This window comes from Corynebacterium humireducens NBRC 106098 = DSM 45392 (assembly GCF_000819445.1).
In the GTDB taxonomy this organism is placed as follows: domain Bacteria; phylum Actinomycetota; class Actinomycetes; order Mycobacteriales; family Mycobacteriaceae; genus Corynebacterium; species Corynebacterium humireducens.
In genome coordinates this window covers 2,400,848-2,412,494 of the sequence record NZ_CP005286.1, presented here as the reverse complement: position 1 = coordinate 2,412,494, position 11,647 = coordinate 2,400,848, and the positions used below count along the sequence as shown (strand labels likewise).

Sequence of the window (11,647 nt, the reverse complement as noted above, 5' to 3'; positions counted from 1 at the left end):
TGTGCCCGGTGGGTCGGGGAGCGGGTCAAGGGGTGGCGTCGCCCGTGCCCTCCGCCGCCGCCCAGAAGTCGGGCAGCAGCCCGTCGAAGTCCGCGGCGCGGTCCATGGGCAGGGAGTGGGTGCCGTCGGGCCAGACGGTGACGGTGGCGTCGGGAAGCAGCCCGCGGATGCGTTCGGCGGCCCCGCCGCCGCTCAGGGACTGTCTCCCGCCGAGGTCGAGACGCACGGGCATGTCGAGCGTCCGCCACTGCTCGTCCGTGAGCGGGCCGGGCATGGGCAGCGCGGCGGAGTAGCCGCGGCTGGCGGCGTCGATCATGCGGGACATGGGGGAGTCGGAGCGGACGGCCTCGACGGTGGTGCCGCCGATCTCCGCGAGCGCGCGGTCCCGGAGGGACTGCGGCAGCGGGAGGGAGGCGACGGTGGCCCAGAAGAAGAGGGAGACCGGCGGGGACGCGATGACGAGCACCGGCTCCATGAGCGCCACCGATGCCACCCGGTCGGGGTGCCACACCGCGAGGTTGGCGGCCTGCGCCCCGCCGAAGCTGTGGCCGACGACGTGGACCCGGTCGACCCCGAGGGCGTCGAGGACCTCGACATAGGCGTCCGCCTGCTGCCCGACACTGTCCAGGGGCACCCGCTGGGTGGAGAAGCCGGCGTCCCCCAGCGGGTCGAGCGCGTAGATCGGGCGGGCGCCGATCCACCCGGGCAGGTTCTCCACCCACTGGGCGGATCCGGAGGAACGCCCCGGGATGAGCAGCACCGGCTCACCCGCGCCGGGCCAGTGGAGGGCGCGGACCACGCCGTGCGGGGTCTCCACGTCCAGCCGCTCGGGTGCCACCGGCAGCTCCGCGATGAGCAGCTCGTAGTTCTCGGCGTACGTGGCCTGCGCCTCCGCGGAACGCCAGGACCCCACCTCCGGGCCGTCGCGGAGAAGAACCACGCCGGCGACGAGCACGACGACGAGGAGGGCGACGGTGGTCAGGAGCAGACGGCGGCGGGTGCGGACCATGCCCCCGAGGATACGCCCGGGCCTTTCTCCGACCTGTGCAGAAGAAAACATGATTAGAATTACAGGACACCCGCCCCCGGCCGCCCCGTGCCCCGGAAGGAGACCACGATGATCGAGTTCGACGGCGTCTCCCGCACGTACCCCGGCAGCGCCACACCGGCGGTGGAGGGGTTCTCGTACTGCGTCGAGTCCGGCTCCACGACCGTGTTCGTCGGACCCTCCGGCTGCGGCAAGACGACGCTGCTGCGCATGGTCAACCGGATGGTCTCCCCGGACGCCGGCCGTGTCCTGGTCCGCGGCGCGGACGTCGCCTACCTCGATCCCGTGCGCCTGCGCCGTTCCATCGGCTACGTCATGCAGCACTCCGGTCTCCTGCCGCACCGCACGGTGCTGGACAACGTCGCGACCGTCGCGCAGCTGTCCGGCATGCCCCGGACGGTGGCCCGGCAACGCGCCGTCGAGATGCTGCGCCTCGTCGGACTCCACCCGGACCTGGGGAGACGGTATCCGGCGGAACTCTCCGGCGGGCAGGCGCAGCGCGTCGGGGTGGCCCGCGGTCTCGTCGCCGACCCCGACATCCTCCTCATGGACGAACCCTTCGGCGCCGTCGACCCGGTGGTGCGCCGGGGACTGCAGGAGGAGGTCCTCGCCCTGCAGGAGCGCAAGGCCCGGACCATCCTCATGGTCACCCACGACATCGACGAGGCCTTCCTCCTCGGCGACCGGATCGTCCTGCTGGGCGACCGTGCCCGCATCGAGCAGACCGGCCCGCCGGAGGAGTTCCTCACCGCCCCCGCCAACGACCGGGTCCGTGAGTTCACGGGGGCGGAGGGACGGATGCTGAGCGTCGAGAATCGTGGCGGACGGACCCTCGTGGTGGACCGGAACGGCCGCGTCCGGGGGGTGCTGGAATGAGGTGGGGCTGGGTGGCCGACAACGCCGGGCGCATCGGGGAGCTGGCCTGGGCGCACTTCTCGCTGTCGTGGCCCGCGATCCTCGCGTCCTTCCTCCTCGCGCTGCCCGTCGGCTGGTTCGCGCACCGCTACCGCCCGGCCCGGGAGGTCGTCGTGGTGCTCACGGGACTGCTGTACGTCATCCCCTCGCTGGCGCTGTTCGTGGTCCTGCCGCTGGTGCTGGGCACGTCGATCCTCTCGCCGCTCAACGTCATCGTCGCGATGACGCTCTACGGCCTCGCGCTGCAGGTCCGGGCGACCGTCGACGCCTTCGGCACCGTCCCGGGGGACGTCCGGCAGGCGGCGATCGCCACCGGCTACCCCGCGTGGCGCCGAATCCTCACCGTCGAGCTCCCTCTCGCGGGCCCGGCGCTGCTCGCCGGCATCCGTGTCGTCTCGGCGTCGACGATCTCGCTGGTCTCGGTGGGTGCGCTCATCGGCGTCGCGTCGCTGGGCACGTTGTTCACCGAGGGGTTCCAGCGTTCCTTCCCGACGCAGATCATCGTCGGGCTTGTCGGCACGGTGCTGCTCGCGGTGCTTCTCGACGCCGCCCTCGTCCTCCTCGGCCGCCTCCTCATGCCGTGGGCCAGGAGGGTCGGATGAACCAGATCTCGCTCACGTGGGCGTTCCTCACCGACGCGGACCGTTGGCCGCTCATCCTCTCCCGCACGCTCGACCACCTCGGCTACACCGCGCTGGCCGTCGGCCTGGCGCTGGCCGTCGCGGTGCCGCTGGGGCTGTGGGTCGGGCACTCCCGCCGGGGCGCGGACCTCGTGCTCTCCGTCGCCGGTGCCCTGCGTGCCCTGCCCTCCCTGGGGCTGCTCACCTGGCTGACGGTGTCGCTGTCCACGGGGGTGCGCATGCCGTTGGTGCCCTCCACGATCGTGCTCGTCCTCCTCGCCGTGCCGCCGCTGCTGGCCGGCATCGTCGCCGGGATGATCGCGGTGCCGCGCCACGTCGTCGACTCCGCGCGGGCCAGCGGCTTCAGCGAGGCCCAGATCCTCGGTCGCGTCGAGGTGCCGCTGGCCCTGCCCGTCATGATCGGCGGCCTGCGTTCCTGCGTCGTCCAGGTGCTGGCCACCGCCACGATCGTCGCCTACATCGGCCTGTCCGGCCTCGGCCGCTACCTCATCGACGGCCTCGCCCTGCGGGACTACCCGCAGATGCTCGCCGGAGCCGTGCTGGTCACGGCACTGGCGCTGGTCGTCGACCTCAGTCTTGCCCTGCTCCAGAAATCACTGCAACCCCAAGGACGTGTGTCATGAAACTCCGCCTCACCACCACCGTGTTCGCCCTCGCCGCCCTGGCCCTGAGCTCCTGCTCCTCCTCCGACGAGGACCCGCTGGCCACCTCCCCGACTGCCGACGCGGGTGACGGGACCATCACGATCGGCACCGCCAACTTCCCCGAGTCCGAGATCATCGGCCAGATCTGGGCCGCCGCACTCGAGGACGCCGGTTTCGACGTCGAGGTGACCTCCGGCATCGGCTCCCGCGAGGTCTACCTCAAGGCCCTCGAGGAGGGCAGCATCGACCTCGTGCCGGAGTACTCCGGCAACCTCGCCCAGTACTACGGCGCCGAACTCGAGTCCGGCGCCTCCGCCGGGGACGTCGCTGAGGCGCTTGCCGACGTCCTCCCCGCCGGGCTCGTCGCCGGTGACATCGCCGACGGCGAGTCCAAGGACTCCTACCGCGTGACCCGTGCCCTGGCCGAGGAACACGGCCTCACGACCCTCGCTGACCTGGACAAACTGGACCGGGTCCGCATCGCCGCCAACCCGGAGTTCGCCGAGCGCCCCTACGGCCCGCCCGGCCTGGCCTCCGTCTACGGCGTCGACGCGGCGAAGATCTCCGTCGTCCCGATCTCCGACGGCGGTGGCCCGCTCACCGTCGCCGCGGTGCTGGAGGGGGCGGCGGAGGTCGCCGACATCTACACCACCTCGCCGCTGCTGGACGCGGCCGGCAACGAGGTCGACCTGGTCACCCTCGAGGACCCCGAGCAGCTCATCCTCCCGCAGAACGTCCTGCCGCTCATGCGCGCAGACGCCATCCCGCAGGAGGCCCTCGACGCCGTCAACGGCATCTCCGGGGAGCTGACCACGGACGCGCTGGTGGCGCTCAACCTGCGCAACATCGGAGAGGAGAAGGCCGAGCCGCCGGTCATCGCCCGGGACTTCGTGGCGGACAAGGCCTGACCGCTACCCCTCGAGCGGGTACCCCTCGACGCGGCCCTCGGACGCCGGGCGCCAGCCCAGCGCCGGGGCGACGTGCTCGGCGAAGGCCTCCAGGATCGTCCGGTTGACCTCCACGCCCATCTGGTTCGGGATGGTGAGCATGAGGGTGTCGGCGGCCATGACGGCGGCGTCGGCACGCAGCTGCTCGATGAGGGTGTCCGGCTCGGCGGCGTAGGTGCGGCCGAAGGTGACCGGGGTGCCCTCGCCGAGGGAGCCGATCTGGTCGCGACCGGTGGCCTGGAGGCCGAAGAGGTCGCGGGTGCGGTCGTCGACGATGGGGAACACGGAACGGGACACCGACACCCGCGGCGTCCAGTCGTGGCCCGCGTCGGCCCACTCGGCGCGGTAGCGGGCGATCTGCTCGGCCTGCAGGTCGGCGAGGGGGGAGCCGTCGGCCTCGGAGACGAGCGTGGAGCTCATGAGGTTGACGCCGTCGCGGGCGGCCTGCTCGGCGCTGGCGTGGGTGCCGGCGCCCCACCAGACGCGGCGGCGCAGGCCGGGGGAGTGCGGGAACACCGGCAGCGGGGTGCCCGGCTGGTACATGCGCGGGTACTGCTCCTCGGCGGGGGCGGCCTCGGCGACGCCGTAGCCGTCGATGGCGGTGAGGAAACGCTCGAACTTGTCGCGGGCCATGTCGGAGCCGTTGGCCTCGGTGGCGGAGTAGCCGAAGGCCTCCCAGCCGCGCCGGGCGGGTTCCGGTGATCCGCGGGAGACACCGAGGGCGACGCGACCGTCGGAGAGCAGGTCGAGGGCGGCGGCCTCCTCGGCGAGGTAGAGGGGGTTCTCGTAGCGCATGTCGATGACGCCAGTGCCCACCTCGATGTTCTTCGTGGCGCCGATGATGGCGCCGAGCAGCGGCATCGGGGAGGCGCCCTGGGGCGCGAAGTGGTGGACGCGGAAGTAGGCCCCGTTCACGCCGAGCTCGTCGGCGATGACGGCCAGCTCCAGTGCCTGGCGGAGGGTGTCGCCGGCCCCGGGGCCGGGCTGGTTGCCGATGGCGTAGTGACCGAAACTGAGGAATCCGAAGGCTTTCACGCGGCTGAGTCTACTTTCTGCTGGAGGAGTGTGGCGGGGCAGCGCCCGGCGAGGGTGCGTGCGCAGAGGGAGGTGGCACCGCAGGAGTTGCTGAATATTTGATGAGAATTGGAAAATGTGATGGCGGTCATACTGGCCGGGCCGCTAGTGTGATTGGTAGCACATTTTCGTCACTCCGAAAGGATCTCCCATGTCTGCCCCCGCCACCTTCCGCGCCGCCGTCGTCGAGCAGTTCGGCCCCGACGTTAACGTCCGCGACATCGACCTGCCCACCCCCGGGCGCCACCAGGCGCTGGTGAAGCTCCACGCCTCCGGCGTCTGCCACACCGACCTCCACGCCGCCGAGGGCGACTGGCCCGTGAAGCCGGAGCCGCCGTTCGTGCCGGGCCACGAGGGCGTCGGCGAGATCGTCGAGCTCGGCCCGGGCGACCACGACCTCAAGGTCGGTGACATGGTCGGCAACGTGTGGCTGTGGTCCGCCTGCGGCACCTGTGAGCACTGCCGCACCGGCTGGGAGACCCTGTGCAACGACGCCGAGTACGGCGGCTACACCGTCAACGGCTCCTTCGGCGAGTACATGCTCGTCGACACCCGCTACTGCGCCCGCATCCCCGAGGGCTCCGACCCGGTCGAGGTCGCCCCGATCCTCTGCGCCGGCGTCACCGTCTACAAGGGCCTTAAGGTCGCGGAGACCAGGCCCGGCCAGTTCATGGTCATCTCCGGCGTCGGCGGCCTCGGCCACATCGCCGTCCAGTACGCCGTCGCCATGGGCATGCGCGTCATCGCCGTCGACATCGCCGACGACAAGCTCGAGCTGGCCAAGCGCCACGGCGCGGAGTTCACCGTGAACGCCAAGCACTCCGACCCGGCGGAGGCCGTCCAGGAGTTCACCGGCGGCGGCGCGCACGGCGTCCTCGTCACCGCGGTCCACGAGGCGGCGTTCGGCCAGGCCATCGGCATGGCCCGCAAGGGCGGCACCATCGTGTTCAACGGCCTGCCGCCGGGGGACTTCCCGGCCCCCATCTTCGAGATCGTGTTCAAGGCGCTGACGATCCGTGGTTCGCTCGTCGGCACCCGCCAGGATCTCGAGGAGGCGCTCGACTTCTACGCCCGTGGCATGATCAAGCCGACCGTGCACGAGTGCTCCCTCGACGACGTCAACTCCGTCTTCGAGGACATGCGCCACGGCAAGATCGAGGGACGCATGTCCATCAAGTACTGAGTGCTGTATGGTCCTACCACCTGACATAAGCTGAGCGGTATGGACTACACCCCTTACAGCCTGCTTATCGACGTCGGCTGGATCTCCCTGCTCATGGTCGTCGGCAACCTGCTGCGCAGGAAGGTCACGCTGTTCCAGCGACTGCTCCTGCCGGCCTCGATCACCGCCGGCCTGCTGGGCCTGGTGTTCGGCCCGCAGGTGCTGGGCTGGATCAACTTCTCCGACCAGATCGGCACCTACACCGGCATCCTCATCGCCTTCGTCTTCGCCTCGATGGCCTACGCCATGGACCTCACCCCCTCGGTGCGCACCGGCGCCCGGCAGATGTGGTCGTACTCCACCGGCATGTTCATGGGCCAGTGGGGACTGTTCATCCTGCTAGGGGTCTTCCTGTTCAAGCCCCTCTTCGGCACCGAGAGCTGGTTCGGCATGATGCTGCCGGTGGGCTTCGTCGGCGGCTTCGGCACCGCGGCGGCCGTCGGCCACTCCCTGGAGGAGGCCGGGGCGGTCGCCGCCAGCTCCCTGGGCTTCACCGCCGCGACGGTGGGCACCCTGGCCGCCATTGTCGGTGGCCTCATCTTCGCCAACTGGGGCATCCGCACCGGCCGCGCCTCCACCATGCCCGGCGAACTGCCGTGGGACCTGCGCTCCGGCTACATCGACAACGTCAAGGAGCGCCCGTCGATCGGTAAGGCGACGACGAACCCCTCCTCCATCGAACCGCTGGCCCTGCACCTCGGCTTCGTCATGCTCACCGTGCTCGTCGCCTACCTGGTCAACGGCTTCATCACCGGCATCCTCCCGAACGTGTCCATCCCGCTGTTCGCCATGTCGTTCGTCATCGGCCTGCTGGGACGCGCACTCCTCTCCGGCCTCGGCCGCAAGGACTTCCTGGACAAGAACACCGTCAACTCCATGTCCGGCGCCGCGACCGACTACCTCATCGCCTTCGGCGTCGCGTCGATCGTGCCCGCCGCCATCGCCGACTACTGGGTGCCGCTGCTCGTCCTCTTCGTCCTCGGCGTCGTGTACTGCACGTTCATCTTCTTCGTGCTCTCGCCGGAGTTCTTCGGCGAGAAGTGGCTCGAGCGCGGCATCTTCTCCTGGGGCTGGGCCACCGCGGCCGTCGCCACCGGTATCGCCCTGCTCAAGATCGTCGACCCGAAGCTCAAGTCCGGCACGCTCAACGAGTACGGCGTGGCCTACGTCGGATTCGCCCCCTTCGAGATCGGCATGACCATCCTCGCGCCCATCGCGGTGCTCGCCGGCCTCACCGCGGGCCTGGGCTGGGCGTCCCTCATCGTCGGCGTGGCGGTCATCCTCGTGCCGATCTTCACGAAGAAGACGCCGGGCGCCGAGAAACGGGCCGCCGCGAAGGTCGGAGGGTGATCGCCGGTACGTAAGGCCCTGCCGAGGGCCCTGAAAAACGCCTTACGTACCGGCTATCCACCTTCGTCCCGGCCGAACGTCGCCGGGTCGACCGGTCGCCGCCGGCGGGGCAGGCCGGCGACCACCAGGAGGTAGGAGTCGGTGACCAGGTCGTGCAGGTACTGCGCGCCCTCCGCGAACACCCCGTCGCCCACCGAAATTCAGTGCCTCTTGTTCATGTGCCACCCCGGCTGAATCCAGTCGTGGGTGGCACGCAGCATCTCCGCCTCGTGGGGGTCGGCCTTGAGGGTGACCACCCCGCGGGTGAGCATCGCGAACATCCTCCCGCGGACCTTCCACACCTCGATGTCGGCGTTGTGGCCGTCGAAGGGGAAGGTCCTCTCCGCGCCGGGGAGTTCGGTGGCGCGGGCGCGGGCGGCGTCGTAAAGCGTGGGGCTCATGGCACCATCCTGCCCTAAACTTGAGCGTGCCCGACTCAAAGTTTTTCCCCTTGAGTGGAACAGACTCAACTCTTGAGGCGTTACTACTAGTAGCTGACCAATGAAAGAGAAAGGAAACGTGCGATGAGCTCGTTCAACCCCACCACCAAGACCCAGGAGGCCCTGCAGTCCGCACTGCAGACGGCCTCCGCGAACGGTAACCCGGACATCCGTCCGGCCCACCTGCTGGCCGCGATTCTCGACCAGCAGGACGGCATCGCCGCCCCGGTGCTCAAGGCCACCGGCGTCGACCCCGAGACCGTGGCCCGCGAGGCCCGCGAGCTCGTCGACGGTTACCCCAAGGCCGAGGGCGCCAACCTGGCCAACCCGAACTTCAACCGCGAGGCCCTCAACTCGCTGACCGCCGCCCAGGAGCTGGCCGGCGAGCTCGGCGACGAGTACGTCTCCACCGAGGTCCTCATGGCCGGTATCGCCCGCGGCGACTCCGACGCGGCTCGGCTGCTCACCGGCCGGGGTGCCACCTACGACGCCATCAAGGGCGCCTTCCCGTCCGTGCGCGGCGCCTCCAAGGTGACCAACCAGGACCCGGAGGGCCAGTTCCAGGCGCTGGAGAAGTACTCCACCGACCTCACCGCCCGCGCCCGCGAGGGAAAGATCGACCCGGTGATCGGCCGTGACTCGGAGATCCGCCGCGTCGTGCAGGTGCTCAGCCGCCGCACCAAGAACAACCCGGTGCTGATCGGTGAGCCGGGCGTCGGCAAGACCGCCATCGTGGAGGGCCTGGCCCGCCGCATGGTGGCCGGGGACGTCCCGGAGTCGCTCAAGGGCAAGACCCTGATCTCCCTGGACCTGGGTTCGATGGTGGCCGGCGCGAAGTACCGCGGCGAGTTCGAGGAGCGCCTCAAGGCGGTTCTCGACGAGATCAAGAACTCCAACGGCCAGATCGTCACGTTCATCGACGAGCTGCACACCATCGTCGGCGCCGGTGCCACCGGTGAGTCCGCCATGGACGCCGGCAACATGATCAAGCCGATGCTCGCCCGCGGTGAGCTGCGCCTGGTCGGTGCCACCACGCTCGACGAGTACCGCAAGTACATCGAGAAGGACGCCGCGCTGGAGCGTCGTTTCCAGCAGGTCTACGTCGGTGAGCCCTCGGTGGAGGACGCCGTCGGCATCCTCCGTGGCCTGAAGGAGCGTTACGAGGTCCACCACGGTGTCCGCATCCAGGACTCCGCGCTGGTCGCGGCCGCCACCCTGTCCGACCGGTACATCACCAACCGTTTCCTGCCGGACAAGGCCATCGACCTGGTCGACGAGGCCGCCTCCCGCCTGCGCATGGAGATCGACTCCTCGCCGCAGGAGATCGACGAGCTCGAGCGCATCGTGCGCCGCCTCGAGATCGAGGAGGTCGCCCTGCAGAAGGAGACCGACGCCGCCTCCCGTGAGCGTCTGACCAAGCTCCAGTCCGAGCTGGCGGACGAGCGCGAGAAGCTCGGCGAGCTCAAGGCCCGCTGGATGAACGAGAAGACGAGCATCGACAAGGTGCGCGGTGCGAAGGAGGAACTGGAGAAGCTGCGCCAGGAGTCCGAGATCGCGGAGCGTGACGGCGACTACGGCAAGGTCGCCGAGCTGCGCTACGGCCGGATCCCGGAGCTGGAGAAGGAGGTCGCCGAGGCGGAGGCCGCGGTGGCGGACGGCGCCAACAACGCCATGCTCAGCGAGGAGGTCACCCCGGACACCATCGCCGAGGTCGTCTCCGCGTGGACCGGTATCCCGGCGGGCAAGATGCTCGCCGGTGAGACCGAGAAGCTGCTGGCCATGGAGAAGGTGCTGGGCAACCGTGTCGTCGGACAGGAGGAGGCCGTGCAGGCCGTCTCCGACGCGACCCGTCGCGCCCGGGCCGGCGTCGCCGACCCGAACCGTCCGACCGGTTCCTTCCTCTTCCTCGGTCCGACCGGTGTGGGCAAGACCGAGCTGGCGAAGTCGCTGGCGGAGTTCCTCTTCGACGACGAGCGTGCCATGGTCCGCATCGACATGTCCGAGTACGGCGAGAAGCACTCCGTCGCCCGTCTCGTCGGTGCCCCTCCGGGGTACGTCGGCTACGACGCCGGCGGTCAGCTCACCGAGGCCGTCCGCCGTCGCCCGTACACCGTCGTGCTCTTCGACGAGGTCGAGAAGGCCCACCCGGACGTCTTCGACGTGCTGCTGCAGGTCCTCGACGAGGGTCGTCTCACCGATGGCCAGGGCCGCACGGTCGATTTCCGCAACACGATCCTCATCCTCACCTCGAACCTGGGTGCCGGTGGCACCCGCGAGCAGATGATGGAGGCCGTGAAGCGGACGTTCAAGCCGGAGTTCATCAACCGCCTCGACGACGTGGTCATCTTCGACCCGCTGTCCCAGGAGCAGCTGACCCACATCGTCGACATCCAGATCGGCCAGCTGGCCGCCCGCCTGTCGGGCCGCCGCCTGGTGCTGGAGGTCTCCGATGCGGCGAAGTCCTGGCTCGGCGAGCGCGGCTACGACCCGGCCTACGGCGCCCGTCCGCTGCGTCGCCTGATCCAGCAGGCGATCGGTGACCGCCTGGCCAAGGAGCTGCTGGCCGGCGAGATCCGCGACGGCGACACCGTCCGCGTGGACGTCGCCGAGGGCGGCGAGTCGCTGGACGTCTCCCGCGGCTAGACCCCCGCTTATCGACGCCGCCCGTTCCCCACCCCGGGGAGCGGGCGGCGTCGCTATGAGGTGGCGCGGAGATGTCTCCGCAACCAGGACCGGTCGCCGGCCACGGGGATGCCGTCGCGCAGGATCTCATCGAAGACCGGGGTGGGGGACACCTCCGACTCGCGGTAGACCAGGGGGCGGACGTCGTTGCCTGTCCAGAGGGACATCGCGGTGGCGAGGTCGTGCACCTGCTGGTCCGTTGCCTCATGGTCGGCGTCGTCGGGCAGGACTATGAGCAGGTCGATGTCGCTGTCTGTGCGCATGTCGTCCCGGGCCGCGGAACCGAAGAGGGTGACGGTGGTGGGGGCGACGGGCCAGGCGGCGACCGCGGCGGCTGTCCTGGTCAGCAGGGTCGAGCGGGTGCGGTGGATGCTCAGGACGGCGTCGGCGAGCAGGTGGTGGCGGTTGAGGGTGTAGGCCCGTGACCGGCCGACCGTCGTCTCCGTGATGATGCCCTGGTCGACGAGGCGGTCGAGAGCCTTCTGCACGCCCTGCCGGGTGCCTCCCTCGGGGAGCAGCTCGGAGATCTGGGTGGCGGACAACAGCTGCTCGGTACCCGCGGTCACCTGGAGGACCTGGGAGTCGAGGCCGGTGGTGCTCAGGACGGCGAACGGGTTCTGCAGGCGCACGGCACACCTCCCGGAG

The 11,647-nt window shown here is 70.1% G+C and carries 12 protein-coding genes; 7 read left to right on the top strand and 5 right to left on the bottom strand.

Annotated features, from left to right (window positions below):
- Positions 1 to 25: 25 nt before the first annotated feature.
- On the bottom strand, positions 26 to 1,009 hold the full coding sequence (locus B842_RS11860; RefSeq protein WP_040086876.1) for an alpha/beta fold hydrolase: 984 nt from the start codon (positions 1,007 to 1,009) through the stop codon (positions 26 to 28).
- Between the two features lie 108 nt (positions 1,010 to 1,117).
- Between B842_RS11860 and B842_RS11855 the strand changes: the two genes are divergently transcribed.
- From B842_RS11855 to B842_RS11840, 4 genes are read left to right on the top strand one after another with little or no spacing between them, the layout of a single operon-like run.
- Positions 1,118 to 1,924, top strand: coding sequence for an ABC transporter ATP-binding protein (locus tag B842_RS11855; RefSeq protein WP_040086873.1), 807 nt, complete (start codon positions 1,118 to 1,120; stop codon positions 1,922 to 1,924).
- Positions 1,921 to 2,565, top strand: a complete 645-nt coding sequence (locus B842_RS11850) for an ABC transporter permease (RefSeq protein WP_040086872.1) — start codon at positions 1,921 to 1,923, stop codon at positions 2,563 to 2,565. The genes B842_RS11855 and B842_RS11850 overlap by 4 nt, the downstream gene beginning before the upstream one ends.
- On the top strand, positions 2,562 to 3,227 hold the full coding sequence (locus B842_RS11845) for an ABC transporter permease (protein ID WP_040086870.1): 666 nt from the start codon (positions 2,562 to 2,564) through the stop codon (positions 3,225 to 3,227). The genes B842_RS11850 and B842_RS11845 overlap by 4 nt, the downstream gene beginning before the upstream one ends.
- The gene (locus B842_RS11840; RefSeq protein WP_052437924.1) at positions 3,224 to 4,156 is read left to right on the top strand and encodes an ABC transporter substrate-binding protein; all 933 of its coding nucleotides are present in this window, start codon (positions 3,224 to 3,226) and stop codon (positions 4,154 to 4,156) included. Before B842_RS11845 ends, B842_RS11840 begins: the two co-directional genes overlap by 4 nt.
- Positions 4,157 to 4,159: 3 nt before the next feature.
- Here B842_RS11840 and B842_RS11835 read toward each other — a convergent pair whose 3' ends face one another.
- Positions 4,160 to 5,230: an LLM class flavin-dependent oxidoreductase gene (locus tag B842_RS11835; protein ID WP_040086868.1), complete on the bottom strand. Its 1,071-nt coding sequence runs from the start codon at positions 5,228 to 5,230 to the stop codon at positions 4,160 to 4,162.
- Between the two features lie 190 nt (positions 5,231 to 5,420).
- Here B842_RS11835 and adhP point away from each other — a divergent pair, with 190 nt between their 5' ends.
- Entirely contained in the window at positions 5,421 to 6,452 is a 1,032-nt protein-coding gene (adhP, locus tag B842_RS11830; protein WP_040086867.1) for an alcohol dehydrogenase AdhP, read from the top strand.
- Positions 6,453 to 6,491: 39 nt separating this feature from the next.
- Positions 6,492 to 7,841: a sodium/glutamate symporter gene (locus tag B842_RS11825; RefSeq protein WP_040086865.1), complete on the top strand. Its 1,350-nt coding sequence runs from the start codon at positions 6,492 to 6,494 to the stop codon at positions 7,839 to 7,841.
- A gap of 53 nt (positions 7,842 to 7,894) precedes the next feature.
- On the opposite strand, the gene B842_RS14030 is transcribed toward B842_RS11825, so the two are convergent.
- Together B842_RS14030 and B842_RS14025 are read right to left on the bottom strand one after the other, a co-directional pair.
- A complete protein-coding gene (locus tag B842_RS14030) occupies positions 7,895 to 8,035 on the bottom strand; it encodes a hypothetical protein (protein WP_245631313.1) in 141 nt (46 codons plus the stop codon).
- 6 nt (positions 8,036 to 8,041) lie between these two features.
- On the bottom strand, positions 8,042 to 8,281 hold the full coding sequence (locus B842_RS14025; RefSeq protein WP_245631314.1) for an MmcQ/YjbR family DNA-binding protein: 240 nt from the start codon (positions 8,279 to 8,281) through the stop codon (positions 8,042 to 8,044).
- Positions 8,282 to 8,404: 123 nt separating this feature from the next.
- On the opposite strand from B842_RS14025, the gene clpB reads away from it, so the two are divergent.
- The gene (gene clpB, locus B842_RS11815) at positions 8,405 to 10,963 is read left to right on the top strand and encodes an ATP-dependent chaperone ClpB (RefSeq protein WP_040086863.1); all 2,559 of its coding nucleotides are present in this window, start codon (positions 8,405 to 8,407) and stop codon (positions 10,961 to 10,963) included.
- Positions 10,964 to 11,016: 53 nt separating this feature from the next.
- Here the strand turns inward: clpB and B842_RS11810 are convergent, their stop codons facing one another.
- Complete coding sequence (locus tag B842_RS11810; protein ID WP_040086861.1) at positions 11,017 to 11,631, bottom strand: nucleotidyltransferase domain-containing protein; 615 nt, start codon at positions 11,629 to 11,631, stop codon at positions 11,017 to 11,019.
- Between the last annotated feature and the right edge of the window lie 16 nt (positions 11,632 to 11,647).